Below are 24,203 nucleotides of genomic sequence, written 5' to 3'. Positions count from 1 at the left end.
CCCGGGCGCTGAACTTCAATCGACGCCGAGACATCACCCATGAGTCGTAATGCCGAATACTCAACGGTCAATGACACTGTTGAAGGAGCCTTTTTTTCGCGAGTATGGAAGCTCACCACCCCCTACTGGCGCAGCGAAGAAAAAGGCCTGGCCTGGATTCTGCTGATTGCCGTCATCGGCCTTTCGTTGTTCAGTGTCGCCATCTCCGTGGTGATCAACAGCTGGTACCGCGACTTTTATAACGCACTGGAAAAGAAAGACCTGGAAGCCTTCACCCACCAGATTCTCTATTTCTGCGGGATTGCCGCAGTGGGCATTCTGAGTGCGGTTTACCGGCTTTATCTCACTCAGATGCTGACCATTCGCTGGCGGCGCTGGTTGACCGAACAGCATTTCGCCAAATGGCTCAGCCACAAAAATTACTACCAGTTGGAGCAGGGCGGTTATACCGATAACCCTGACCAGCGCCTGTCCCAGGACCTGGACCAGTTCACCACCAGCACGTTGTCGCTGGGCTTGGGGCTGATGCGCACGGTGGTGAGCCTGGTTTCGTTTTCCATCATCCTGTGGGGCGTTTCCGGCAGCATCGAACTGTTCGGCATCACGATCCCCGGCTATATGTTCTGGGCGGCGCTGGTCTATGCGGTCGTGGGCAGTTGGCTGACGCACCTGATCGGGCGGCGTCTGATCCTGCTGAGCAATCAACAGGAACGTTACGAAGCGGACCTGCGGTTTGCGCTGGTGCGCGTACGGGAAAATGCCGAAAGCATTGCGCTGTCCAACGGCGAACCCAATGAGAACGAGCGCTTGAGTTCACGGTTCGGGATGGTCTGGGGTAATTTCTGGACCATCATGAAAGTGCAGAAACGCCTGACGTTCTTCACCGCTGGTTACTCGCAGATCGCCATCATCTTCGCCTTTGTGGTTGCCGCGCCGCGTTACTTTGCGGGCAAAATCGAGCTGGGCGGTCTGATGCAGATCAACTCGGCATTTGGCAATGTGCAGGAGAACTTCAGCTGGTTCATCGACGCCTACACCACCCTGGCTTCCTGGCGCGCAACCTGTGATCGCTTACTGAGTTTCCGTCAGGCCATGGACCGCAACGAACAGCGCGAACCGGCGTTCGACCTCCAACGAGACGGCGATGCCCTGAACCTCAAAGGCCTGGGCTTGCAGTTGGGCGCCGGTCGTCAATTGCTGACCAATGCCAATCTGAGTATCGCCGCAGGAGAGCGCGTGATGCTCAGCGGACGTTCCGGGAGCGGCAAAAGCACGTTGCTCAGGGCGTTGGGCGGGCTGTGGAATGACGGGCATGGTCAGTTGACAGTGCCTGCCGAGCGCTATCTGTTCTTGCCGCAGAAGCCTTATCTGCCCATTGGCAGCCTGCGCGAGGCGCTCAGTTATCCACAGGCCTGCGACGTTTACCCGGCAGAGCGCTTTGCCGAAATTCTCGACACCTGCCGTTTGAGCCATTTGATCCCGCGACTGGATGAAAGCAATCACTGGCAACGCCTGCTGTCACCGGGTGAGCAGCAGCGTGTGGCGTTCGCCAGGGCATTGTTGTTCGCGCCGCGCTGGTTGTACCTGGATGAGGCGACCTCGGCCATGGATGAAGAGGACGAAGCGGCGTTGTATCAAGCGCTGATTGATGAAATGCCGGGCGTAACCCTGTTGAGCATCGGCCATCGCAGCAGCCTCAGGCGTTTTCATCGTCGTCATCTGCGAATCGAAGGCGGGCAACTGCTCGAAAAACCGCATTCGGAAGCGGTTGTATAGGTGTTTGTGTGCCGAGTCGCTTTTACGCATGTGATCGTACAACGTCGTGAGCTATCATTGTTCACTTAACCGCCCTGAGATTGATGTTGGATATGGAAAATCAAAGCCCTGCGCCTCGCGCCCGCAGAAAGCACCGTAGCCTGGCGCAAGAGCTGGTCACTGAACTGTCTGAGCGGATTCGCAGCGGACAGCTCAAGCGTGGGGACAAGTTGCCAACCGAGTCGGCAATCATGGAAGAGCAGGGCGTCAGCCGCACGGTCGTGCGTGAAGCGATTTCGCGCCTGCAAGCGTCAGGACTGGTGGAAACCCGCCATGGCATTGGCACCTTCGTGCTCGACACGCCAAGCCCCAGCGGTTTCCGTATCGACCCGGCGACCATCGTGACGTTGCGTGATGTGCTGGCCATTCTCGAATTGCGCATCAGTCTGGAAGTGGAGTCGGCGGGTCTGGCGGCGCAGCGCCGTAGCGACGAACAACTGCTGGGCATGCGCAAGGCGCTGGACGCCTTGAACGAAAGCGCCGCCCACGCCAGCGACGCGGTGGCTTCGGACTTCCAGTTCCATCTGCAGATTGCCCTGTCCACGGGCAACCGTTATTTCACGGACATCATGACCCACCTGGGTACCAGCATCATTCCGCGTACCCGTTTGAACTCGGCGCGTCTGGCCCATGATGATCACCAGCACTACATGAATCGCCTCAGCCGGGAACACGAGGAGATTTACGACGCCATCGCCCGCCAGGACTCCGACGCCGCCCGCGCCGCCATGCGCCTGCACCTGACCAACAGCCGCGAACGCTTGCGCCATGCCCATGAAGAGGCTGAATCGCAGCGGGCTTGAGAAGCCAAGTCGCCATTGCGTAGGATCGGCTTCAGCCGGTAGAGCGTGTTCCCGGCTGAAGCCGGTCCTACGGATCCTGGGCCAGCCGTCCAGGCAGGCCAAGATGTCGTACGACTTTCGTTCTATACCCCGTCTCTCCAAGCCCCATTCCTGCGGGCTTTCTTCTACCGGTGCTCGCCACCCCGGCAAATATCTCCAAATCCCTGTTGAGTGATCGTATTTTCAGTTGTACGATGACTTACGACATCGGCACAGAACTGATGATCCATTCACTTTTTTTGCTTCCCCAGGGTGTTCGAATAATGAATCCACAAGAACTGAAGTCCATCCTTTCCCATGGTTTGCTGTCGTTCCCGGTTACCGATTTCGATGCTCAGGGCGACTTCAATCGCGCTGGGTACATCAAGCGTCTTGAGTGGCTGGCCCCTTACGGCGCCAGCGCTCTGTTCGCTGCCGGCGGCACAGGTGAGTTTTTCTCCCTGGCTGCCAGCGAATATTCCGAAGTGATCAAGACCGCCGTCGACACTTGCGCCACCAGCGTGCCGATCCTTGCCGGTGTTGGCGGTTCTACCCGCCAGGCCATCGAATATGCGCAAGAAGCCGAGCGTCTGGGTGCCAAAGGTCTGCTGCTGCTGCCGCATTACCTGACTGAAGCCAGCCAGGATGGCGTTGCTGCTCACGTTGAAGCGGTGTGCAAGTCGGTCAAGATCGGCGTCATCGTTTACAACCGTAACGTCTGCCGCCTGACCGCGCCGCTGCTGGAAAAACTGGCGGAGCGTTGCCCGAACCTGATCGGCTACAAAGACGGCCTGGGCGATATCGAACTGATGGTTTCCATTCGCCGTCGCCTGGGTGATCGCTTCTCCTACCTGGGCGGTTTGCCGACCGCTGAAGTCTACGCCGCTGCCTACAAGGCGCTGGGCGTGCCGGTCTATTCGTCGGCGGTGTTCAACTTTGTTCCGAAACTGGCGATGGATTTCTACCACGCCATTGCCAAGGACGATCACGTTGCAGTCGGCAAGATGATCGACGACTTCTTCCTGCCGTACCTGGATATCCGTAACCGTAAATCCGGTTACGCCGTGAGCATCGTCAAGGCTGGCGCCAAAATCGCTGGCTATGACGCAGGTCCGGTAAGGACTCCGCTGACCGACCTGACGGGCGAAGAGTACGAAATGCTCGCTGCCCTGATGGACAAGCAGGGTAAGCAGTAACAGAACCTCCGGTAACGAATCGCTGAGCAATCAGCGGTTCGGTACCGTTGTTTGTTTGCCAGCAAGATGGATCGTAAGGACGCATTTGTACTGTGGGTAGGACGATTCGCCATGAGCGCTATCGCCTAAGGGGCCGGCAGGCGTAAGCAACACATAAAAAACAGCTTCACCCGCGTAAAAAAATAATGAGTGGGGAGTTACCGATATATGCAAAAGTCCAAGCCGACTCACGTCCGCTATTTGATCCTGCTCATGCTGTTTCTGGTGACCACGATCAACTACGCCGACCGCGCGACCATCGCTATCGCAGGTTCCAGCCTGCAGAAAGACCTTGGTATCGACGCTGTCACTCTCGGGTACATCTTCTCCGCTTTTGGCTGGGCCTACGTGGCCGGTCAGATTCCGGGTGGGTGGCTGCTCGACCGTTTTGGTTCCAAACGAATCTATGCCCTGAGTATTTTCACCTGGTCGCTGTTCACCCTGCTGCAAGGCTATGTGGGTGAATTCGGCGTCTCGTCCGCAATCATCGTGCTGTTCATGCTGCGCTTTATGGTGGGTCTGGCCGAAGCGCCGTCCTTCCCGGGCAACGCTCGGATTGTCGCCGCCTGGTTTCCAACCGCTGAACGCGGCACGGCATCCGCCATTTTCAACTCCGCGCAATACTTCGCCACGGTGCTGTTTGCGCCGCTGATGGGCTGGATCGTCTACACCTACGGCTGGCAGCATGTGTTCGTCGTGATGGGCTCCGTCGGTATCCTGTTCTCGGCAGTCTGGATGAAAGTCATCCACAGCCCGCGTAACCATCCGAAGATCAACCAGGAAGAATTCGATCACATCGCCAACAACGGTGGCATGGTCGACATGGATCAGGACAATGGCAAAGGCAAGAGCAGCAGCTCCGGTCCGAAATGGGATTACATCCGCCAGTTGCTGACCAACCGCATGATGCTGGGCATCTACCTGAGTCAGTACTGCATCAACGGTATCACCTACTTCTTCCTGACCTGGTTCCCGGTTTATCTGGTTCAGGAGCGGGGCATGACCATTCTCAAGGCCGGGATCATTGCGTCCTTGCCCGCCATTTGCGGCTTCATCGGCGGTGTGTTGGGCGGCGTGATTTCCGACTACCTGCTGCGCAAGGGCCATTCCCTGACCTTCGCCCGTAAGGCGCCGATCATTGGTGGCTTGTTGCTGTCGACCAGCATCGTCGCCTGTAACTATGTCGACATTGAGTGGATGGTCGTAGGCTTCATGGCCCTGGCCTTCTTCGGCAAAGGTGTGGGTGCGCTGGGCTGGGCTGTCATGTCCGATGCTTCGCCCAAGCAGATTGCCGGTTTGAGCGGCGGCTTGTTCAACACCTTCGGTAACATTGCATCGATCACCACGCCCATCGTGATTGGCTACATCATCAACTCCACGGGCTCGTTCAAATGGGCCTTGGTGTTCGTGGGGGCCAATGCCGTGGTGGCGGTGTTCAGCTACATCTTCATCGTGGGTGAAATCAAACGCGTTGAATTGAGAGAGCCTCCAGCGAAGGGGCCACTGATTGGCGAGAACGCCAGCGACCTTTCTCAAGCTAAATCCTGAGGAAACCGTGATGAACCTGATTCAACATGCCGATTCGCCACGTTACATCCGGCTCCATGAGCTGGATAACGTGGTCGTGGTGGTCAACGACCAGGGGGTGCCAGCCGGCACCGAGTTCGACAATGGCCTGGTCACTATCGACAACGTACCGCAGAGCCACAAGGTCAACACCGTTGATATCGCCGAGGGCGAGCCGATCATTCGTTACGGGCACACTATTGGTTATGCCTTGCAACCGATTCCACGGGGCAGTTGGGTCAGGGAAGACCAGTTGCGCATGCCGTCGGCGCCTGCGCTGGACAGCTTGCCGATGTCTGACGCCGTGCCGCAAAAACAGGCGCCGCTGGAAGGCTTCACGTTCGAAGGCTATCGCAACGCTGACGGCACCGTAGGCACACGTAACATTCTGGGCATCACGACCACCGTGCAGTGCGTCACCGGTGTGCTTGACCATGCGGTCAAGCGCATCCGCGACGAGTTGTTGCCCAAGTACCCGAACGTCGATGACGTGGTGGCGCTGACTCACAGCTACGGTTGCGGTGTGGCCATCACCGCCACCGACGCTTACATCCCGATCCGCACCGTGCGTAACCTGGCGCGCAACCCGAATCTGGGGGGCGAGGCCCTGGTCATCAGCCTGGGATGCGAGAAATTGCAGGCCGGGCAGGTGATGCATGAAGGCGACAGCTCGGTGGATCTGACCGATCCCTGGCTGTATCGCCTTCAGGATTCCAGCCATGGCTTCAACGAAATGATCGAGCAGATCATGGCGCTGGCGGAAACCCGGCTGAAGAAACTCGATCAGCGCCGTCGCCAAACCGTTCCGGCGTCAGAGCTGATTCTGGGCATGCAGTGCGGTGGCAGCGATGCGTTTTCCGGCATCACCGCCAATCCTGCACTGGGTTACGCTTCGGACCTGTTGTTGCGCGCAGGCGCGACGGTGATGTTTTCCGAAGTCACTGAAGTGCGTGACGCCATCTACCTGCTGACGTCCCGGGCCGAGTCTCAGGAAGTGGCCCAGGAGCTGGTGCGGGAAATGGACTGGTACGACCGTTACCTGGCCAAGGGCGAGGCAGACCGCAGCGCCAATACCACGCCGGGTAACAAGAAGGGCGGGTTGTCGAACATTGTCGAGAAGTCCCTGGGCTCGATCGTCAAATCTGGCACCAGTGCCATCAACGGGGTGCTTGGCCCCGGGGAACGCTTCAAGCGCAAAGGCTTGATCTTCTGTGCCACGCCCGCAAGTGACTTCGTGTGCGGCACCTTGCAGCTCGCGGCCGGGATGAACCTGCATGTGTTCACCACCGGACGCGGCACGCCTTACGGTCTGGCCATGGCACCCGTGGTCAAGGTGTCGACCCGCACCGAGCTGGCCCAGCGCTGGCCGGACCTGATCGACATCGACGCAGGCCGCATCGCCACAGGCCGGGCGAGCATCGAGGATCTGGGCTGGGAGTTGTTCCACTTCTATCTGGACGTGGCCAGCGGCAAGAAGAAAACCTGGACGGAGCACTATCGTTTGCACAACGACATCACCCTGTTCAACCCGGCACCGATCACCTGATATCGACCGCACGCTCGCCCGGCACTCACCGGGCGAGCGTGGAACCGGCTTTAGTCGGCAATTGTTGTTCACCTCGTGGGACACAGGCTTCAGCCGGGAAGAGGGCGCAGCAGACACCCTCTACATTCCCGCCGACAGCATCGCCACTTCCCGCACATACTCCGGGTTCAGGTAGTTGAACCAGATCAGAACCATCTCGACCAACGTCGTCACCAGCACCAGAAGTCCGACACCCCACGCAGCCGCGGCATAAAGAAATCCCTGACCTTCTTTCAGGCGCATGAACGTGGTGATGCCGACGAACAACAAATACGTTGAATACAGACCCGCCAGCCCAAGGACAGCTATCGCCAGCCATCGACTCGGATAAAGGCCCGCCAATCCGGCGATAAAGAAGGGCGTCGCGGTGTAGGCGGTAAACCCAATGCATTGGTTGAGCGTGGGCCGCGCTTCGAAGCTGCGCGACATCCAGCGAATGAATGCGCCCATGACCACGGTGCCGATCAGGATCGTGACGTACAGCAGCGCACACAGTTGCAGCGCGCTACCCGCGCTCAGACGGACTAACTCGCCTTGCGCCAGGCTCCATCCGACCTGAGTGGTGCCAAAGTAAAGGCTAATCGCCGGTATCAGCGCCCATAAGAGCAAGTGCGCCAGATACTGTCTTGGATGTTCCTCTTCATCCTGGCGAATGTCCCGCCACGCATGCCCCGGTTGAGTGAACAATTTAATGAAATGTGCGGTCATGGCAAATCCCTCTTGCTCTAAGCAGCGTCCAGTAAACGGCCGTATCAATTCGTTAGACGGGAGTTGCTCGGCGAGTTCCTGAGGAAGGGCCGAACGGTCCTGATGAGAGACACGTTTGTTATCAGGTGCGCCGGTAAGCTCCGCTGGTCAACTTGTCGGTGCGCAACGTGAACTTTAAATCCCTGCATGGCCTCCTCTCTTTAAGTACTTCAATTGATGACTTGTTATTAACGCCGCTCACCCAGGAGAACTTCATGCGCGCACTTACCTATCACGGGGCCCACGATGTTCGGGTCGAAACTGTGCCTGATCCGGTCATTCAAGATGCTGACGATGTCATTCTGAAAGTCACTGCGACCGCCATTTGCGGTTCAGACCTGCACCTGTATCGCGGCAAGATTCCCGCCACGGAGCATGGCGATATTTTCGGCCATGAGTTCATGGGTATCGTTGAGGAAGTCGGTTCGCAGGTGACCGCCGTTCAACCGGGTGATCGCGTGGTGATCCCGTTCGTGATCGCCTGTGGCAGTTGCTTTTTCTGCCAACTGGATCAGTTCGCCGCCTGTGAAACCACCAACACCGGCCGTGGCGCGATTCTGAACAAGAAGTCCATTCCGCCCGGGGCTGCGCTGTTTGGCTTCAGTCATCTGTACGGCGGGATTCCGGGCGGTCAGGCCGAATATGTTCGGGTGCCTAAAGGTAATACAGGCCCATTCGAAGTGCCGGGCAGCCTGCCGGATGAAAAGGTGCTGTTCCTTTCCGATATCCTGCCCACCGCCTGGCAGGCCGTGCTCAATGCGGGCATTGGCAAGGGTTCAAGCGTCGCCATTTACGGGGCCGGGCCGGTGGGCCTGCTCAGCGCAGCGTGCGCCCGCATGCTGGGGGCCGAGAAGGTCTTCATGGTGGACCACCACCCGTATCGCCTCGCTTATGCCCAGAGCACTTACGGTGTTATCCCGATCAACTTCGACGAAGACGATGATCCCGCTGACACCATCATTCGCCAGACCGCCGGTATGCGGGGCGTGGACGGTGTGATCGATGCAGTGGGATTCGAGGCCAAGGGCAGCACCACCGAAACCATTCTGGCCACGCTCAAGCTCGAAGGCAGCAGCGGCAAGGCGTTGCGCCAGTGCATTGCAGCGGTGCGCCGCGGCGGAACCGTCAGCGTTCCGGGCGTCTACGCAGGCTTTATCCATGGCTTCATGTTCGGGGATGCCTTCGACAAGGGCCTGACCTTCAAAATGGGGCAGACCCACGTGCAGCGCTATTTACCGGAGCTGTTGGAGCACATCGAAAGTGGTGCGCTGGCACCGGAAGCGATCATCACCCATCGGATGTCACTCGAAGAGGCGGCCGAGGGTTACAAGATCTTCGATAAAAAAGAAGAGGACTGCCGCAAGGTGATTCTGACGCCGGGCTTTGACAGTCGCGTTGTGGAGCCTGAAGGCGTATTGGCTGTTAGCTAAGCGGACAGCGTCGAAGGCCTTTAGCCAGGGCCTTCGATGTTTTTTACGCGGGACGCAAGCCTGTCAGGAGGTGTGAAATGTGGGAAATATCCCAAGCGGGTATGTGGTTTGCCATCGGCGCAGTGGTGATTGTGATGCTGCTGGATATCTGGGCAATCAACAGTGTCTGGCGCAGCGAGAAGAGCGGCGGCACCAAGATGATGTGGGTCGTTCTAATCCTGGCGCTGCCTCTGATCGGTTTGGTTGTCTGGGGGATTTCAGGCCCTCGCGGCATTGTGAAAGGACCTTCATCTCCTGAACACAGCAAGGGCTGAAGTGCATCGGGCATACGTGGATGAAGTGTGCGTTGATAACTTTTTTGCCTTAGACAGACCGCACAATGCACAGCGGGAAACTTCCATATACCGCCGCGGCATGGTTTTCCGTACATAGTGGAATAAGTTCCAGTCCAACGAGTTCCAGACTTCGGATAAGCGGTTTCATGACAGTGCCCTGTGCTGTAACGCTTGATGTTTAACGTCACCCATAATGCAAGGTCCGGAAAGCTGGGTTCATGCATTTTGCATGAGTGCCAGCGGTAGTGGATTGGCTAATGAGTTGATATGTCGAGATTTTTAATGTTGCCAGGATCAGGCATGGAAGTTGCTCAGCTACTTGTTACAGGATTCAGTTATTAACGAACGATAAACCCGCAACTCAACTCAATGAAGGCGGCGCAAACAGCCGCCCATCTCCCGGAGAAACCTGATGAACGCTATCGACCTGTTGGAACAAGACCATGTCCGCGTCAAAGACATTCTCACGCAGTTGAGCGAGTCCACTGACCGCGCGATCAAAAAACGCACCGACCTGCTGGCCAAACTGGAAATGGAATTGACCATCCATACCCAGCTTGAGGAAGAGATTCTTTATCCTGCATTCAAGGAAGCGGGCGGCAAGGAACAGGACGTCATGTACTACGAAGCCAAGGAAGAACATCGGACCGTGGATTCCCTGGTTCTGCCCGATCTGAAGGTGACTGATCCGGGCACTCCTGAATTTGCCGGCCGCGTGAAGGTTGTCAAGGAACTGCTTGAGCACCACATCGAAGAAGAGGAGGACGAGATGTTCCCTCAGTGCAAAGAGCTGCTTGGCAAGGAACGTCTGGAAGAACTCGGCGTGCAGATGGAAACATTGAAAGCCGAGCTGAAAAAACAGCTGGCAGCGGTCAATAAAGCGGCCTGAGCCCGAATTCCGGGCAAAAAAAGACCCGCAATACGGCGGGCCAATGGGATTCAACAGGAGTGAGTAGAGGTTAAGGGCGCGAAGGTGAAAAGCGCGTGAAAACCATGTCGTAGAAACGCAAAGCCCGGCATTTCGCCGGGCTTTTTAATACAGAGAATGAATACAGCGAGGAAGACTACCTGGCTTGAGCCGATGCCTGGGTATTTGATCTGCCTTGGGTTTGTCCAGGAATCATGTGAGGCGCATTGATTCTTGAGGTCATTCGGTCAGCGAATTCTTTGGCTTCAGTCCAACTGCTGCATTTGACCGGGTAGTTGTCCAGCTTCACGACCCAATTGGCACCGTGAGTACCTTCTTCGATTTGGATAAGCATCGTTAAGCATCTCCATTAATAGATCAGGTGAGCAGCATGCCAAGTTGCCACTAGTATGGTTCTCGGCATGACAGGAAAGCGTGAAAATCCTGCACTTAATAGTGCGGATGAGCCAGCAAAAAATCATCGAACCGATGAACGCACCTTAATGGGGAAAGCCAGCACAGGGTTAGTTGGCCATGGGTCGATTCCAGACGCCTTGATCCAGGTCATCGCCATGAACTGAAACTACAAAACCCCACCGCTCTAGAGGGGGGCGTTAGAGGGGTGAGGCGTTGTGGAGTCTGGTTGTGATCAGTTCAAGTGGGCCTTGAGTTCAGCGCCGGCTTGACGCCTGGCGGCCTTCACTTCAGGGATCTGATGCAGCGGGTTGAGCAGGCCGTAGTCATGGACCATGCCGTTGTAACGGCCAGCGGTGACATCGACCCCGGTTTCGTCGATTTTACGCGCGTAAGCTTCGCCTTCGTTACGCAACACATCGGCACCGGCAGTCTGGATAAGTGCTGGCGGCAGGCCGCGAAGTTGCTCGGCGCTGGCACGCAGAGGTGAAGCCGAGCATGTCCTGGCGTGGCCCTGTACCGGTCAGCAGAGCCGGCTGAACGCCGCTGAAACCAACGGTCCCGGCCCCTTGTCTACCCTTTGTCTATTCGTCGTGGAATTTCATCATGTCGCCCAATCGAGGCCTTGTTTTACTTGCCCGCAGTGGTTACGCCGCACGCGGTGTGGTCTATCTCATCATTGGCTTTTTCGCCTTGCTCGCCGCCCTGGGTTCAGGCCAACCGGCTGACAGCCACAGCAGCCTGGAAAAGCTGCTCGGCCAACCGTTTGGTCACGCCTTGGTGGGTGTCGTCGTGGTCGGACTGATCGCCTTTGCCGCCTGGCGTTTGCTACAGGCCACACGGGATGTGGACCATCACGGTAAAAGCTTCAAGGGCATCGCGATTCGTGTCGGCCTGCTGGCGGGAGGCATCAGCAATGCGCTTTTGGCGTTCTTTGCCCTGACCCTGCTGATCAGCGGTTTGAAAAGCTCTAAAAGCTCCGAGGAGGGTGGCAAAACTCAGGACCTGCTCTCCACTGTGCTGTCCTGGGATTACTCCAACCTGCTTATCTACCTGGTGGCGTTGGTGCCGTTGGTGGTGGGGATCATTCATATCATCAAAGGCTGGAAGGCGAGCTTCGAGAAGTATTTCGAAGCCGACGAGCACGTCATGCGCTACGTGCGGCCCCTCTCCCGTTTCGGTCTGATTGCCCGGGGCGTGGCGTTTATCGAAATCGCTGCGCTTCTCGCCTTGGGAGGTTCCCGCTATCAGGCCATGCACCCGCCGGGCATTAAAGACGCGATGAACGGCCTGGAAAGCCTGCCAATGGGGTGGCTGGTGTTATCGGTGGTGGCTGTTGGGTTGATGGCCTTTGCGGGTTACAGCTTCGCCCAGGCCTTTTGGCGCAAGATCAATATGGACGTGCCGGATGCGCCCCATGCGCTCAGAAAACGCGTCGGTCTATAAGCGTTCAAAGCTGTCCGCTCAAAGGATGGCCCGGTTCAAGCTCAGTCATGGATGACTGAGCAGGAGACTCACACCTTGGGCGATGGATCGGGTTCAAAGGCCTTTGTTTGATTGCGGCCCGAGCGCTTTGCTTCATAGAGCGCCGCATCGGCCTTGCCAATGACATCAGTGATGGTCTCTGTGCCTGTGGGGATGAGCGTGTAGCAACCGAGGCTGATGGTCAGTTTACCGAGGGGGTTGGAGCTGTGAACGATATTGCGGTCTGCGACGCGATTGCGAATCTGCTCGGCAATCACCAGGGCGCCTGCTGCATCGGTCTCCGGCAGCAGGACGGCGAATTCCTCGCCTCCGTACCTGACTGCCAGATCCGAAGGGCGCTGGCAGCACTGCTGCACCGTTTGGGCTACATGGGTCAGGCACTGATCTCCGGCGATGTGCCCATAGGTATCGTTAAAACTTTTGAAAAAGTCGATATCTATCATGATCAGGCTCAGCGGTCGTCGTAGGCGTGCCCCGCGTTTCAGTTCTCGTCCAAAAGATGTTCCCAGCAGCCTGCGATTGGCGAGCCCGGTCAGGGTGTCATGGGTCGCCATAAGCTCCAGCGTGCCTTGCGCGCTGCGCAGATCCGCTTCTACCCGGGTGCCGTTCTTGACTTGCACAATCACCAGAAACCCGAAAAGAACTATCACGACAATGACGCCGCACGTGATCAAACTGGTGCGAAAAGCTGTTTTGTGCCATTCCTCCAGAATGGCCTTCTCTGAACTGGCCGCAATGACAACCAGCTGATACTTACTCAGCCATTTATAACCCGCGAGTCTGACCTGACCATCCAGGGTGGACGTGATCAGCGCCGTGCTCGACGAAGGATCGGCGCGATACGCACGAAAGATTTCTCCATTGGCAATGGAGGCCCCGATGAGGTTGCTGACTGAAGGCCGCCTGGCGAGTAATGTCCCGTCAGCCAGTGCAAGCAACATGGCACCATGCTCATCAATGTCGAAGCCTTTGAAGAATTCATCGAAGTAGCTCATGTTGAGTGCTGCAAGCACCACACCCTCGAATTCACCTTGGGCATTATTGATTCTTCGCGATATCGGAATGACCCATTCGCCGTTCTCGCGGCTGCGAATGGCTGCGCCAATATGCGGCGACAAATCCAGGTTGCTTTGGTGGTATTTGAAATAGGCGCGATCAGCCACGTTGGCCGCGACAGGCATCTGCGCAAAGGAGCTGATCAGCCAGCTACCCTGGGCGTCAAAAACAAACACACCATGCAATTGGGGGAGCGCTTGAACCTGGCTGAGCAGCAGGTTGTGAAGACGTAGTTTTTGCGGGGACTCGTGACCGTAAGCCTGCAGCCAGCCGAGCAGGTTCTGAAGAACCAGGTCCGCTTCATCGAAGGTGTCTTCGGCTTGTTGCGCCATTGCACGTGCAAGATTGGTTGACGCTATTCCAGCCTGCCTCAAATCGTGTTTTTTGGCTTCGGCAAGATGAAGAGCAAGTAAGCCGAACAACGCAATGCAGACAAATCCGATAAAAAAAGTCGTGAGAACTATCAGCGGAAGACGTTTTAAGCGGTCGTCAGGTATTGCAACTTCATGGATCACTACGGGCATGTAAACGCTCAAGCTGACAGCAATTAATGGGTGATGAGCATGTCCTTATGAAAAATGAGTCTATCGACTTACCCCGTGACAAGCAATTGGCCATTACTCTTCAGTCTTCCAAAAAATTGACGCTGGTTACTTGGCTGGTTTTGGGCCGTATTCGAGTTGGAGGGTTGGCTTAATGACTTGTTTTACATGGCATTTAACAAGACTGAATGCGAGATGCCATTACCTGTGCTTTGGATCCCGTTGTTCCTGATGAAGTTGTCCGAGGTGCGAGGCAAGGTCAAGCCGTGGCTCGCGGTGGTCGACTTCAGATTTATGCGCTGCCAGAATGACCCCCCCATTCAATACGCCCTGTCCGCTGTTATTTACCCGGAATTCGCTTTACCCGAATTCGACATGGCAAGACCAGGAGCAACCCATGCAGCGTCATCCTTCAGTAGATGCTCCATTGAGCCCCGAGGCCTTGCAGGCCCGGTATGACTGCGCCCGAGAGCTGGCCATGGAAGCGGCCCGACGCGCCTTAGGGCCCTACAGGGAGCGCGACACCTTGGTCGTCAGCCACAAGGGCGACCAGACGCAGGATCTGGTGAGCATCGTCGATAAGGAGACCGAGGCGTTCATCAAGCAGCGGTTGGCAGAGTGCTTTCCCCAAGACGGTTTTCTGGGTGAAGAAACCGGTGGCGCAACCCTCGATGCACGCTGTATCTGGGTGGTCGACCCCATTGATGGCACCCGGTGTTTCGTCAATGGCTTGCACAGTTGGTGTGTGTCCATTGGCTTGCTGGTGGAGGGTGAACCCATGGTGGGGGCGGTCGCTGATGCGATCCATGACGAACTGTTCCACGCCTGTAAAGGCCAGGGGGCATGGCTCAACGATCAGCGCATAAGCGTGAATACCGCACCCGATATCCGTCACGGCGTGATGGGCGTCGGCACCTCCCTGCGGCGCGGCAAAGAACACTTCATCCCGTTTATTACCCAACTGCTGGAGCAGGGCGGCACCTTCATTCGTAACGGCTCGGGTGCCTTGATGGTGGCGTATGTGGCCGCGGGCCGACTGATCGGTTACTACGAAACCCACATCAACAGCTGGGACTGCCTGGCCGGACTGGTGCTGGTCCAGGAGGCCGGAGGCTTGCGCAGCGATTTCCTGCGTAACGAAGGTCTGACCCAAGGCAACCCGCTGCTGGTGGCGAGTCCGCAGGTTTATGCACAGGTGGCGCAGATGATTGGGGCTTCGCTGGACGGGTAAGGGCGCGGACGCTCGTTGCTGGCGAACTACGGGCCGTCTCTACCCGCGCTAACGACGGCGTCTCCACATCCGGCTCATAACAGATGCTCAAGCTCAGGTTTGGGCAGCTTGACCAGGAAGACAGTGCCGCGCTCCGCGTCTGACGAGACTTCAATCAACCCGTCGTGCGAGGTCACGATTTCCGAAGCGATATACAGACCCAGCCCCAGCCCCTCGGTCGGCCCGTGATCCACAACGTCTCGCTGAGAAAAACGCCCCATGGGGTTGAAGATGAATGGCAGTACATCATCAGGTATTGGCTTGCCTTTGTTTTGCACCGCAAAAACAATCGAGTCCTTCAAAACCCCCAGATCCACTTTTATCGGGAACTGCAGGTCACCATGCTGCGCGGCGTTGCCGATCAGATTGGAAAAAACCTGCTCCATCCGACTGCCGTCAAATTCCCCTATAACGGGCGTCGTCGCTTCGAAGAGCAACTGCGCATCAGGGTGAAACGCCCGGATTTCTTCCACGATGCGCTCACACAACGGTGCCAGATCAATGACCGTCTTTTTTACAGGAATGCCGGGTCCCATCTGGCAGCGGGTCAAGTCCAGCAGATCCCCAACGATCTGACTCGCTCGTTGGACGCTGATGTAAATCTGATTCGCCACTTTAATGGCACGCGCTTCGGTCTCCGGCGAGCGTCTTAGAACGTCGGCACCCAGCAAAATCGCACCCAGCGGCGTGCGTAAGTCATGGCCCAGGATGCCAAGAAAAACATTACGCGACGCCTCGACCGCTCGAGAGTAACTGGCGACTGACTCTGCCAGTGCTTGATCAATGGCTTCGTGAAAACGGGTCATGTCGTCGACATTTAACGCTGAACCTTCCTTACAGTGTTTAAGCCACTGACTCAACACACTGGTTCGCAACGCGCGATATTCAGACACCATCTGATCAATGGTGAAGCCTGCCATGAGTCGTGTGACCGCATGCGTCTCCGCCGGTGTTTCATTCTGGTCCTGCGGCCCCTTTCCCTGAGACTTGGCCGTTTGTTCCTGCTCTGTCTGCTTGGTTTGCAGATCCACAACAATCGCCCGCAGCATCTGCTCCGCATGATCGCGCAGCCCCGCTCGATCCAGCGCAGCATCAGGCGTCTGAATCGTCCGCGCAAAATCCTCCCAAGCCTGCAGAATGGGTTCAAGGTTTTCAAGAATGAAATCTGACAGGCGCATGCTGGTAATCCTGGTAGGGGGCTTAACAGAGCAAAGACGAAAACAACGCTGCGCAGCAAAGATTAAAGTCAGGATTTAAACATGGATTTACATCATAGAGGAGAGGAGGGCTTTAGATTGGCGCTAGATGAAATCATTCTTGATGTTATGGGTAAGTTCAACCAAGTAGATGGGCGGAGTTTTTGAAAGTGGGTGAATCTGATCTCGTAAGTTATCAGGGGGGGCTGAAGGGTGTTAGACATTCGGCAGAGCTCCGATTCGCACTTTCAAAAGGTGGGGGGGGCAAGCCATTGCCAGAGGCGAAGGGCGCCGCCAATGGCCGGGCGACCACATTCCCCGCTAGACAAGGCAATCCAGGTGGGCATAAAAAAGGGCACTTGTGATCGGCGCGAGGTTCAGTTTGTCCGGCTGAATCCGGTGTCGGAGTCATCTGAACCTGTCGCTTGATCGCCTCAATCCCCGCACGTTGACCAACGAAATGTCGGTGAAGTCGGTTTTGGGACGCGAAGCGAAGCGAAGCGAAGCATCAGGTTGTTGTCCAACATTGATTTCCCGCGCAAGCGCTTTTTCGTGGTCAATCTGTAAAGTCGATGGTGCCGGTATCCAATGGCGCGCCTCATCGAGTCACGAGGTGAACACACAATACAGCGCGCGATGAGCCTGTGATTTAAATGCGCAGTTGGCCCCGTCTGTTGTTTGGCTATTTCGAATTTATAAAAGGGGGGGGGCTTCATCGGGGGCAATAAAAGCTAAATATATCGATCGCTGCTCATTAGTTGTCTTGTGGGTTTTCGTCTTTGGCTCACTCCGCTATATTTGAGTATTCAGACGCATAGCACATGTGTGCTAGTTCAAATGTTCTATATCCTCACTGGCGTCACTCGGACATGATCCGCATTCGTGTTAACTGAAATGAACAGGTTGTGGGCTCTGATATGAGTTGCAGAATTGTCGTAGCAGACGAGCATCCGCTTTTTCGGGAAGGCATGGAAAGATTACTTGAGCGCTTGATACCTGATGTGATCGTCGAGCAGGCAGGAGACCTGGCCGAGGTCCGAGCGCTGGCGAAAAACGGGTTGCCCATCGATACGCTTTTTCTTGAGGTCAGTCTGCCTGGCTTAGGTTCATTAACTGACTTTGTGGCGCTACGTCAGGAAATGAAAAACTCCACACTGATAGTGGTATCGACGATTGAAGACGATGATGTCATCGACTGTATAATGTATGCGGGAGCGAATGGGTATATTGGTAAAGGCGTTGGTGTTGATGAGTTCAGAAAAACGATCACTGCTATCCGCAGTGGCGAGGTATTGATCAACTATCAATCCACGGGGCTGCCATTTGATGTTGACGGCACAATGAGTAAGTTGACGGCCCGCCAGCGAGAAGTCTGGAACTTGATTGCTGAAGGCAAGACGAATAAGGAAATTGCGGCCGAGCTGGAAATCTCTCCATTCACCGTCCGCATTCATGTGTCTTGCCTGATTCGCGTATTGAAGGTTCCCAATAGAGCGGGCGCCGCTGCACGCTTTGCAGAGCGCCAGACTTATCGTGTTCTGCGGTAACCGTTGACAGCCGCGCTCTGGAGTCGGTCAACACGTCTGAGAGAGCCAGGTTAAGCAGTACCGCACGCCGCTCCGGCGGCCGGCCTGGGTGACAATGTTGATTTACCAGAAGCATCGCTGATGGATCAAGCAAGGTATGGCGTGGCAAACGTGAGGATAAGGGATTACTTCAAGGGGGAGCGGCCAGCCTGCTGGAACTGACTTCCGTTATGCGACAGACCTTGATGAGATGAGCGTACGGACAGGAACGCTGCGCCAGTCAGTATTTAATGGTGGAAGTAGGAACCACTCGATTTTTATGGGCATGCGCTTTGCCGGTTCGGCGTTACCCATGTGACGTCGATGAGCAGGACGTCAGCGAGTAGCGCCGAACGAGAAGCGGTATCAATAGACTCTGTAATATTTGACCACATCATCCACAAAATAGATCAACAATACATCCCCTTGGGTTTTGTTCTGAGCGGTTTTTGTGCCGGTCACGCTGCTCACGTCTTTAGCGACATCCTGCGTTTTGGATACCTGTGATGAGGCGTCATACATTTTCAGGCTGGTCTCGGTCGATACATACTTATGAGCCATTGTCAGGTACTTATCGAACCCTTCTTCGCTTTTTCGGTACTCCCAGTTTGACTCGTTACTGCTACTTGTCGAATCGAGCCGTTCACTCGTCGGTGCGCCAAACAGTTGAGATACTTCGGTTTTAGTGGTTTTGCCAGGGATGATCGTTTTCTTTAGATAAGCAATGTCGTATTTGTTGGCCCCTCCGTTGATGGGGTTCAAGGAACCCATTAAATCACCTGAGTTTGCGCAGCCGTTGAGAAGACCTGCGAGGAGGCACAGCGCAATTCCGTTTCTAAGTGCTTTTCCATATTTTGGGGACATAATACTTACCTTGAATGTGTTTTCAGGACCTTTTCATATTTGTGACGAGCAAGACCGATGGAGGCCTCGGCGTCGCGCTGTTAGTAACGTCCGCGGCGATGTCCGGTGCACAGCGTATTGTCAGCCAAAATAGTTGACCGCTCATGCAGCCATTGGAATGCGCTCACAGCTTAGGATGCAGTGGATGGGTTAGCTATAGTGCAAGTGTGCTATAGCGTTCGACCTGAATAGCGATGATAAGTCTGCAGGCGACACCCGAGGAACACCATGAGCGGCCTCCAGGCATGTTGAATGGCAGGTGAGCCGGGCGGGTTAAATCTTGGCGTTTCCAGGCCATTCCTTACTGGCCGGGGAATAGGAAAACTGCGCCGCTGCAGCTGCGCGGGTTGGGACATCGAGCGCTTTGAGCAAGCTTGAAACGTGGATGCGCACAGTGAAAGGGGAGATGCCAAGCGTCTTGGCAATTTCCTTGTTGGTCCTGCCTGAGGCAATCAGGCCGAGTACTTCGCGCTGGCGTGCGGTTAGTTGGGAGAGCGCTTTTGACCGTGCATCGTTCTGTATAGAATTTTCTGCGTGGTATTTGACCACGATTTCACCCGTGCGGATCGCCTGGATCGCTTGCGCGATACCGGCGGGGTCGATGTTCTTTCCGATAAACCCATCAACCCCCAGAGTCATCACTTCGGAAATAACGTCTCTGTCTTCAATCATTGAAACCACAATAATTGAGGTGCGCTTAAACTCTTTGCGTAACTGGTCTATTACTTGCAGGGAAGTGATGCCGGGGAAGCGCAAGTCAAGCACTAACGTATCCACCTCCGTGCCAGATCGCGCGAGAGCCAGCACTTCGTCAAGGCTGCCAGCCTGCTCTATCGTCGCGGTTGGCAAAAGCCGTTCGATGGTTTTTAGCATGCCCTCGCGAAACAGCGGGTGGTCGTCGGCCACTATGACTCTACACGCCATGCTCGAAAGCTCCTGATCTCATGTTCGCGATCGTAACCTAAGCAGCGGTAACGTGTTTCAAGTTTGAAGCAATCATTCATATTGGAAAATCACTGTGAATATAACGGAAAAGAATAGCGAGCTGGATCAGGCCACGTTGAGGCTGACGGTCAGTACCTGCGCCTCTCTTTACATTTTGGTAGTGGCTTTGCTTCCTTCCAGTACCTTCGCTACCTATGTGCCCATCCTGTGGTACATAGCCTTTTTCATCAGCGTTGCAATTCCGTTACGCATGGCAATCAAGCGCTGGCCAGGGCATTTTGTCCTGCGTCGCCTTTTTGCCATGGCGCACGATTACGCAGGAATTTCCTTTGCCCTGGTCGTTGGTGGAGAGGGCGCATTACCGGTATACGCGGCCTTGCTATGGGTTACATTGGGCAACGGTATGCGGTTCGGCTCGCGCTATCTGGCTGCAGCGACGCTGATCGCCCTTTCAATGCTGGTCATGATTTACCTGCTCACGCCGTTCTGGCGTGGTCAGCCCTACATGTTCGTGATGTTGATCGTGACTACCATCGTGGTTCCTGCGTATGCCCATATCCTTTTGAAGCGTACCCGTATTGCCTCGGAAGAGGCGATCGCGGCGAATCAAGAGAAATCCAGATTCCTGGCTCAGGCCAGTCATGATCTGCGCCAGCCGATTCACTCCATTGGCCTGTTCACTGCCTGCCTGCGCGACGCTCGATTGGGTAGAGAAGAGTTGAAGCTGGTAGACAATATTGATCGCTCGCTGCACACCGTGTCTCAGCTGTTTCGTTCGATTCTCGATATCTACACGCTCGATAACGGCAAGCTCGAACCGCAGTCAGAACCCATACATCTAGGGGGGCTGCTTCAGGGCGTCGTCAAGCAAAACACCGAGGCTGCGAGGTGGGCGGGTGTGGAGCTGCGTTTACGTCCTTGCCCACACTGGGTCAATACCAATCCTGGTCTGTTGACCACCATGGTGCAGAATCTGGTTTCGAATACGCTCAAGTACGCTTCGGGGCAACCTGTATTGATGGGTGTACGCCGAAAGGGAAATGGCCTTGCGATCGTCATTTATGACAAGGGACGTGGCATCGCCCCCGAGCATTTGCCTGAAGTGTTCCGGGAGTTTTATCGGGTGCGTCACGCACGTGACAAAGATGTTGAGGGTCTGGGGCTGGGGTTATCAATCGTCAAGCGAATCAGTCATCTGATTAACCTGGATATCCAGCTCGACTCTAAGCCAGGCAAGGGCACTCGGGCCACGATCCAGGGGCTGGAAGCGGTTGCGCCAAGGACGATGGTGGACAGTCCGGCTTCGGTGCAGAGTCGTTTGCAAGGCTTGCGGGTGTGCCTGGTCGAGGATGATTCCAATGTACTGATGGCGACATCGGCGCTGCTGGAAAAATGGGGATGCGAGGTGGAAACACACTGTGATGGCGAGGGCGTGACCAGCGAGTGCGACATCATCATTGCCGACTTCGACCTGGGTACGAAGATTTCAGGTTCCGAATGCATCGCCGCTATACGCGAACATCGCGGCTGGCAAGTGCCTGCAATGATCATGACCGGACATGAGATTGAAAGAATCCGCCATGAGTTGATCCATATGAACATTTCCATTCTCGCAAAACCCGTGCGTCCACCCGAGTTGCGCGCAACCTTGCTCGATCTGACCAAAAACTTGCGCTCTACGAAAACGCGCTAGTCGGGCGTGATCCGGCAATTACATCGCGGCCGGGCGGGGGGCGTTGCTTAAGTTTTTTTAGTACTTGGGTTTCAGGCCTGGGTCCGGTGTGCTTCATGAGCGTGCTGCATCAGGGTTGTCTTCGGAGGGAATGGCAAATAGATGCTCGGCGGCAAAATCCACGAATACGCGGATTTTCGGTGAAAGATGGCGGCTGGATGGCCACAATGCCCAGAACTGCCCTTGATCTTCGCTGTGGCCGTCGAGCACCGTTTCCAGGCGACCCAAGGCAATGGCTTCGCGCGCCAGGAAGTCCGGGACAAATGCGATACCATGCCCATCCACCACGGCCATCAGCATGGCTTCCATGTTGTTCAAGGTCAGCGCGGTGGGCAGGCGCAACTGCGTGATATGGGGGGCTGAAGACATGCTCCAGTCCATTATTTTACCCGTCGTGACAAATCGATCACGCCAAAACTCGTGATTACGCCATAGTCACCGACATATTTTTGGCAGTTCCCGGAACTGCCGTCGTGATTTCCGGTCATAACGGCGCTTTATACCAAATTTACGTGTATCGGATTGATCACCAAGGAGAGGTAAACGATGGCTTTCGACGCTTTTATTCAGATCGCAGACATTCCCGGCGAAGCGCTGGACGAGAAGTACAGCAAATGGATCGAAATTACCGGCTATAACTTTGGCGTCAGTCAGAGCACTTCCGCAACCGCAAGTTCCTCAGGCGGCGCTTCATCCGGTCGCACCACCATGACCAATTTCACATTCACCAAACATCTGGACAGCTCCAGCTGCAAGCTCATGGAAGCCAGTTGCGCAGGCCAGCACCTGAAGGAAGTGAAGTTGGTGCTCTGCCGGGCGGGCACCGACAAGCTCAAGTATTACGAAGTGGTGCTTGAAGAAGTCATCATCGCTGATTACACGCAGAGCGCGAGCTCCGGTATCCCCGTGGAAATCGTACAGCTCAATTACGGTCGGATAAAAGCCACCTACACCCTGCAAAAGCGTGTCGATGGCACCGCGGGCGGTAACGTGGCCGGTGGATGGGACCGGATCAACAATAAAAAGTATTCGTGAGGCGACCATGGCCGATGCTCGATCCTTTATCAATCCTCGAACGCAGACCTTCGACTCTCTGAAAGCGAACCTTGCACTGCCCAAGAATGCCAAGGCCAAGTTCGTCGCCCTCAACTCCCACATCTCGGGCGGCGTCGTTCTCGCGGGCGATCTGGTGATTGTGGGCGATGCGTCCACCCCATCGTCTACAGCACAGGAAGCCATGCTGATGGCCAAGGCTGCTGAAGTGCACACAGCGTTGCTGGTGAACGGAGAGGGTGCCGACGACTTTTTTCTGGAGAATTTCGAGCTGCTCAAGAACTTGATTGCCTATACCTCCATGGGGATAGGCGCTACAAGTGATGGTTGGAGCAAACATCTGGAATCTATCAAGGAATCGCTTCAGAGCATCGAGAGCCTGTACAGGGAACATATGGGCTCCGGCACTATGACCCGCCGAGACGAGTTCTATGCCAAGCGTACAGAGCTGTTCTTGAAGCTTGAGAAACAGCTTGGCAGTTTCGCTGCATTTGGATCTGGACTGCGTTACGAAGGTTCCATAAAGAGACTGCTGGGGCTTTCGACGAACAGCTACATGCATACGGCGGAAATTGCAGGTTACGCTGATAAGGTATCTGGCGTGGCCAAAGCATCCAAATGGATCAAGAGAGGAACGTATATCGGGACCGCGCTTGAAGTCGGTTCCACGGGGCTGGCGATTCGTAACGCATGTACGCTAGGACGCGAGGAGCAGTGTCGCAAGGCGAAATATGTTGAGGGTAGTTCGCTCCTGGGTAGCATTTTTGGTGCTGGTATCGCTGGATATGTAGGGGGGGCAATTGCCACGACAGCTTGCGTCGCAATTGGTATTCCTACTGGCGGTGCGGGCGCGCTTGCATGCGGCGTTATTGGGGGAGCTGTAGGAGGGTGGGGCGGAGGAGAGCTAGGCGAATCGAAAGGTGAGAAGTATGGAGAAATTCTTTACGGGAAAATGACAAATGACTAGCACCCAATTGGGTTTGTTCGGTGGATTGATACTGGCATCCATGGGTGCGGTGTTATTCACGATCATATTTATTGCTCATAAATACGTTGAAACTATCGAGGGTCACCTCCTGAATTGCTCTTATATAAAAGACAATAAGCGCGTCTGGTCAAGTGCTGGTTTGCTCGGGAAGGTTATGAGAGGGGGTATCATTGCTATGGTATTACTTATGCCTACGATGCATGCCAAAAGAGGTCTGATCGACGCTCAAGAGGTAAATGATCTCCCGAATCGTTATAAGTATTTTCTTACAGTACCGCTGCTTACAGCTTGCGTGCTGATTGTCTTGCTTGTTGCGCTAAGCGTCATAGAAAAATATATCGGATAGCAGGGGCAATATTTGGCGTTCCCATCGGAGGCATTGGCAGCGCGGTAGCAATGATAACATTAACGGTTTGATTCGCCAGTACCTGCCCAAGGGCACGGACTTGTCGGTACAAAGCCAGCAAGCGTTGGACGCCATTTCGTATCAAATGAATATTCGTCCTCGTAAACGCTTCGGTTATAAATGTCCGATTGAAGTGATTACAGAGGTGATGGAGATGCATCATTCTGCTCCCGTCTTAATTCAATAGCCGTGTTGCACTCAGCTCCT

21 protein-coding genes and 3 pseudogenes are annotated in these 24,203 nt (G+C 55.5%); 16 read left to right on the top strand and 8 right to left on the bottom strand.

All coding sequences use genetic code 11. The annotated features are described in order from the left end of the window. The first annotated feature begins 39 nt into the window (after window positions 1–39). The 5 genes from ACP7B0_RS19570 to garD all read left to right on the top strand — a co-directional run bounded on the left by ACP7B0_RS19570 (window position 40) and on the right by garD (window position 6,983). Window positions 40–1,776, top strand: a complete 1,737-nt coding sequence (locus ACP7B0_RS19570) for an ABC transporter ATP-binding protein/permease (protein WP_426143254.1) — start codon at window positions 40–42, stop codon at window positions 1,774–1,776. Window positions 1,777–1,868: 92 nt separating this feature from the next. Further along, complete coding sequence (locus tag ACP7B0_RS19565) at window positions 1,869–2,618, top strand: FadR/GntR family transcriptional regulator (protein ID WP_426143253.1); 750 nt, start codon at window positions 1,869–1,871, stop codon at window positions 2,616–2,618. Between the two features lie 302 nt (window positions 2,619–2,920). After that, window positions 2,921–3,832 (top strand): 5-dehydro-4-deoxyglucarate dehydratase, encoded by a 912-nt coding sequence (gene kdgD, locus ACP7B0_RS19560; RefSeq protein WP_426143252.1) that lies wholly within the window; start codon window positions 2,921–2,923, stop codon window positions 3,830–3,832. Between the two features lie 207 nt (window positions 3,833–4,039). Continuing rightward, entirely contained in the window at window positions 4,040–5,419 is a 1,380-nt protein-coding gene (locus ACP7B0_RS19555) for an MFS transporter (protein WP_426143251.1), read from the top strand. A gap of 10 nt (window positions 5,420–5,429) precedes the next feature. After that, window positions 5,430–6,983, top strand: a complete 1,554-nt coding sequence (gene garD, locus ACP7B0_RS19550) for a galactarate dehydratase (protein ID WP_426143250.1) — start codon at window positions 5,430–5,432, stop codon at window positions 6,981–6,983. A 120-nt stretch (window positions 6,984–7,103) separates the two neighbouring features. Here garD and ACP7B0_RS19545 read toward each other — a convergent pair whose 3' ends face one another. Then, on the bottom strand, window positions 7,104–7,730 hold the full coding sequence (locus ACP7B0_RS19545) for a Yip1 family protein (RefSeq protein WP_426143249.1): 627 nt from the start codon (window positions 7,728–7,730) through the stop codon (window positions 7,104–7,106). 254 nt (window positions 7,731–7,984) lie between these two features. On the opposite strand from ACP7B0_RS19545, the gene ACP7B0_RS19540 reads away from it, so the two are divergent. The 3 genes from ACP7B0_RS19540 to ACP7B0_RS19530 all read left to right on the top strand — a co-directional run bounded on the left by ACP7B0_RS19540 (window position 7,985) and on the right by ACP7B0_RS19530 (window position 10,423). After that, the gene (locus ACP7B0_RS19540) at window positions 7,985–9,199 is read left to right on the top strand and encodes a zinc-dependent alcohol dehydrogenase (protein WP_426143248.1); all 1,215 of its coding nucleotides are present in this window, start codon (window positions 7,985–7,987) and stop codon (window positions 9,197–9,199) included. 77 nt (window positions 9,200–9,276) lie between these two features. Beyond that, window positions 9,277–9,513, top strand: a complete 237-nt coding sequence (locus ACP7B0_RS19535; protein ID WP_426143246.1) for a PLD nuclease N-terminal domain-containing protein — start codon at window positions 9,277–9,279, stop codon at window positions 9,511–9,513. Window positions 9,514–9,946: 433 nt separating this feature from the next. Beyond that, window positions 9,947–10,423, top strand: coding sequence for a hemerythrin domain-containing protein (locus ACP7B0_RS19530; RefSeq protein WP_426143245.1), 477 nt, complete (start codon window positions 9,947–9,949; stop codon window positions 10,421–10,423). Window positions 10,424–10,598: 175 nt separating this feature from the next. On the opposite strand, the gene ACP7B0_RS19525 is transcribed toward ACP7B0_RS19530, so the two are convergent. Beyond that, a complete protein-coding gene (locus ACP7B0_RS19525) occupies window positions 10,599–10,796 on the bottom strand; it encodes a hypothetical protein (RefSeq protein WP_426143244.1) in 198 nt (65 codons plus the stop codon). A gap of 294 nt (window positions 10,797–11,090) precedes the next feature. Continuing rightward, a pseudogene (locus ACP7B0_RS19520) lies at window positions 11,091–11,348 on the bottom strand (alpha/beta hydrolase); the annotation flags it as partial. A gap of 113 nt (window positions 11,349–11,461) precedes the next feature. Here ACP7B0_RS19520 and ACP7B0_RS19515 point away from each other — a divergent pair. Beyond that, on the top strand, window positions 11,462–12,301 hold the full coding sequence (locus tag ACP7B0_RS19515) for a DUF1206 domain-containing protein (RefSeq protein WP_426143243.1): 840 nt from the start codon (window positions 11,462–11,464) through the stop codon (window positions 12,299–12,301). Window positions 12,302–12,369: 68 nt separating this feature from the next. Here ACP7B0_RS19515 and ACP7B0_RS19510 read toward each other — a convergent pair whose 3' ends face one another. Continuing rightward, entirely contained in the window at window positions 12,370–13,920 is a 1,551-nt protein-coding gene (locus ACP7B0_RS19510) for a sensor domain-containing diguanylate cyclase (protein WP_426143242.1), read from the bottom strand. Window positions 13,921–14,335: 415 nt separating this feature from the next. On the opposite strand from ACP7B0_RS19510, the gene ACP7B0_RS19505 reads away from it, so the two are divergent. After that, a complete protein-coding gene (locus ACP7B0_RS19505) occupies window positions 14,336–15,169 on the top strand; it encodes an inositol monophosphatase family protein (RefSeq protein ID WP_426143241.1) in 834 nt (277 codons plus the stop codon). 74 nt (window positions 15,170–15,243) lie between these two features. Here ACP7B0_RS19505 and ACP7B0_RS19500 read toward each other — a convergent pair whose 3' ends face one another. Next, window positions 15,244–16,386 carry an ATP-binding protein gene (locus ACP7B0_RS19500; protein ID WP_426143239.1) on the bottom strand — a complete coding sequence of 381 codons (1,143 nt, stop codon included), beginning with the start codon at window positions 16,384–16,386 and terminating at the stop codon, window positions 15,244–15,246. A gap of 935 nt (window positions 16,387–17,321) precedes the next feature. On the opposite strand from ACP7B0_RS19500, the gene ACP7B0_RS19495 reads away from it, so the two are divergent. Beyond that, the gene (locus tag ACP7B0_RS19495; RefSeq protein WP_426143311.1) at window positions 17,322–17,951 is read left to right on the top strand and encodes a LuxR C-terminal-related transcriptional regulator; all 630 of its coding nucleotides are present in this window, start codon (window positions 17,322–17,324) and stop codon (window positions 17,949–17,951) included. 384 nt (window positions 17,952–18,335) lie between these two features. Here the strand turns inward: ACP7B0_RS19495 and ACP7B0_RS19490 are convergent, their stop codons facing one another. Together ACP7B0_RS19490 and ACP7B0_RS19485 are read right to left on the bottom strand one after the other, a co-directional pair. Next, window positions 18,336–18,833: a hypothetical protein gene (locus ACP7B0_RS19490; RefSeq protein WP_426143238.1), complete on the bottom strand. Its 498-nt coding sequence runs from the start codon at window positions 18,831–18,833 to the stop codon at window positions 18,336–18,338. A gap of 312 nt (window positions 18,834–19,145) precedes the next feature. Beyond that, window positions 19,146–19,796 (bottom strand): response regulator, encoded by a 651-nt coding sequence (locus tag ACP7B0_RS19485; protein WP_426143237.1) that lies wholly within the window; start codon window positions 19,794–19,796, stop codon window positions 19,146–19,148. 100 nt (window positions 19,797–19,896) lie between these two features. Between ACP7B0_RS19485 and ACP7B0_RS19480 the strand changes: the two genes are divergently transcribed. Beyond that, complete coding sequence (locus ACP7B0_RS19480) at window positions 19,897–21,510, top strand: ATP-binding response regulator (RefSeq protein ID WP_426143310.1); 1,614 nt, start codon at window positions 19,897–19,899, stop codon at window positions 21,508–21,510. Between the two features lie 93 nt (window positions 21,511–21,603). Here ACP7B0_RS19480 and ACP7B0_RS19475 read toward each other — a convergent pair. After that, window positions 21,604–21,975 (bottom strand): annotated as a pseudogene (locus tag ACP7B0_RS19475) (LysR substrate-binding domain-containing protein); the annotation flags it as partial. A 120-nt stretch (window positions 21,976–22,095) separates the two neighbouring features. Between ACP7B0_RS19475 and ACP7B0_RS19470 the strand changes: the two are divergent. The 4 genes and pseudogenes from ACP7B0_RS19470 to ACP7B0_RS19455 all read left to right on the top strand — a co-directional run. Then, window positions 22,096–22,584 (top strand): Hcp family type VI secretion system effector, encoded by a 489-nt coding sequence (locus tag ACP7B0_RS19470; protein ID WP_426143236.1) that lies wholly within the window; start codon window positions 22,096–22,098, stop codon window positions 22,582–22,584. A gap of 7 nt (window positions 22,585–22,591) precedes the next feature. After that, a complete protein-coding gene (locus tag ACP7B0_RS19465; protein WP_426143234.1) occupies window positions 22,592–23,569 on the top strand; it encodes a hypothetical protein in 978 nt (325 codons plus the stop codon). Next, window positions 23,562–23,936 (top strand): hypothetical protein, encoded by a 375-nt coding sequence (locus ACP7B0_RS19460; protein ID WP_426143233.1) that lies wholly within the window; start codon window positions 23,562–23,564, stop codon window positions 23,934–23,936. Before ACP7B0_RS19465 ends, ACP7B0_RS19460 begins: the two co-directional genes overlap by 8 nt. A 34-nt stretch (window positions 23,937–23,970) precedes the next feature. Further along, window positions 23,971–24,183 (top strand): annotated as a pseudogene (locus tag ACP7B0_RS19455) (transposase); the annotation flags it as partial. Window positions 24,184–24,203 lie beyond the last annotated feature (20 nt).

This window comes from Pseudomonas sp. DWP3-1-2 (genome assembly GCF_049896285.1).
GTDB lineage: Bacteria > Pseudomonadota > Gammaproteobacteria > Pseudomonadales > Pseudomonadaceae > Aquipseudomonas.
This window is presented reverse-complemented; position numbering and strand designations above follow the sequence as displayed.

What these genes read in the sequence shown, in the direction of transcription:
- ACP7B0_RS19485 (WP_426143237.1), bottom strand. Translation starts at nt 19,796, where the DNA reads ATGGCGTGTAGAGTCATAGTGGCCGACGACCACCCGCTGTTTCGCGAG.
- ACP7B0_RS19530 (WP_426143245.1), top strand. Translation starts at nt 9,947, where the DNA reads ATGAACGCTATCGACCTGTTGGAACAAGACCATGTCCGCGTCAAAGAC.
- ACP7B0_RS19465 (WP_426143234.1), top strand. Translation starts at nt 22,592, where the DNA reads ATGGCCGATGCTCGATCCTTTATCAATCCTCGAACGCAGACCTTCGAC.
- ACP7B0_RS19495 (WP_426143311.1), top strand. Translation starts at nt 17,322, where the DNA reads ATGAGTTGCAGAATTGTCGTAGCAGACGAGCATCCGCTTTTTCGGGAA.
- ACP7B0_RS19500 (WP_426143239.1), bottom strand. Translation starts at nt 16,386, where the DNA reads ATGCGCCTGTCAGATTTCATTCTTGAAAACCTTGAACCCATTCTGCAG.
- ACP7B0_RS19515 (WP_426143243.1), top strand. Translation starts at nt 11,462, where the DNA reads ATGTCGCCCAATCGAGGCCTTGTTTTACTTGCCCGCAGTGGTTACGCC.
- ACP7B0_RS19565 (WP_426143253.1), top strand. Translation starts at nt 1,869, where the DNA reads ATGGAAAATCAAAGCCCTGCGCCTCGCGCCCGCAGAAAGCACCGTAGC.
- ACP7B0_RS19555 (WP_426143251.1), top strand. Translation starts at nt 4,040, where the DNA reads ATGCAAAAGTCCAAGCCGACTCACGTCCGCTATTTGATCCTGCTCATG.
- ACP7B0_RS19510 (WP_426143242.1), bottom strand. Translation starts at nt 13,920, where the DNA reads ATGCCCGTAGTGATCCATGAAGTTGCAATACCTGACGACCGCTTAAAA.
- ACP7B0_RS19545 (WP_426143249.1), bottom strand. Translation starts at nt 7,730, where the DNA reads ATGACCGCACATTTCATTAAATTGTTCACTCAACCGGGGCATGCGTGG.
- ACP7B0_RS19525 (WP_426143244.1), bottom strand. Translation starts at nt 10,796, where the DNA reads ATGCTTATCCAAATCGAAGAAGGTACTCACGGTGCCAATTGGGTCGTG.
- ACP7B0_RS19490 (WP_426143238.1), bottom strand. Translation starts at nt 18,833, where the DNA reads ATGTCCCCAAAATATGGAAAAGCACTTAGAAACGGAATTGCGCTGTGC.
- garD (WP_426143250.1), top strand. Translation starts at nt 5,430, where the DNA reads ATGAACCTGATTCAACATGCCGATTCGCCACGTTACATCCGGCTCCAT.
- ACP7B0_RS19505 (WP_426143241.1), top strand. Translation starts at nt 14,336, where the DNA reads ATGCAGCGTCATCCTTCAGTAGATGCTCCATTGAGCCCCGAGGCCTTG.
- ACP7B0_RS19460 (WP_426143233.1), top strand. Translation starts at nt 23,562, where the DNA reads ATGACTAGCACCCAATTGGGTTTGTTCGGTGGATTGATACTGGCATCC.
- kdgD (WP_426143252.1), top strand. Translation starts at nt 2,921, where the DNA reads ATGAATCCACAAGAACTGAAGTCCATCCTTTCCCATGGTTTGCTGTCG.
- ACP7B0_RS19570 (WP_426143254.1), top strand. Translation starts at nt 40, where the DNA reads ATGAGTCGTAATGCCGAATACTCAACGGTCAATGACACTGTTGAAGGA.
- ACP7B0_RS19535 (WP_426143246.1), top strand. Translation starts at nt 9,277, where the DNA reads ATGTGGGAAATATCCCAAGCGGGTATGTGGTTTGCCATCGGCGCAGTG.
- ACP7B0_RS19470 (WP_426143236.1), top strand. Translation starts at nt 22,096, where the DNA reads ATGGCTTTCGACGCTTTTATTCAGATCGCAGACATTCCCGGCGAAGCG.
- ACP7B0_RS19540 (WP_426143248.1), top strand. Translation starts at nt 7,985, where the DNA reads ATGCGCGCACTTACCTATCACGGGGCCCACGATGTTCGGGTCGAAACT.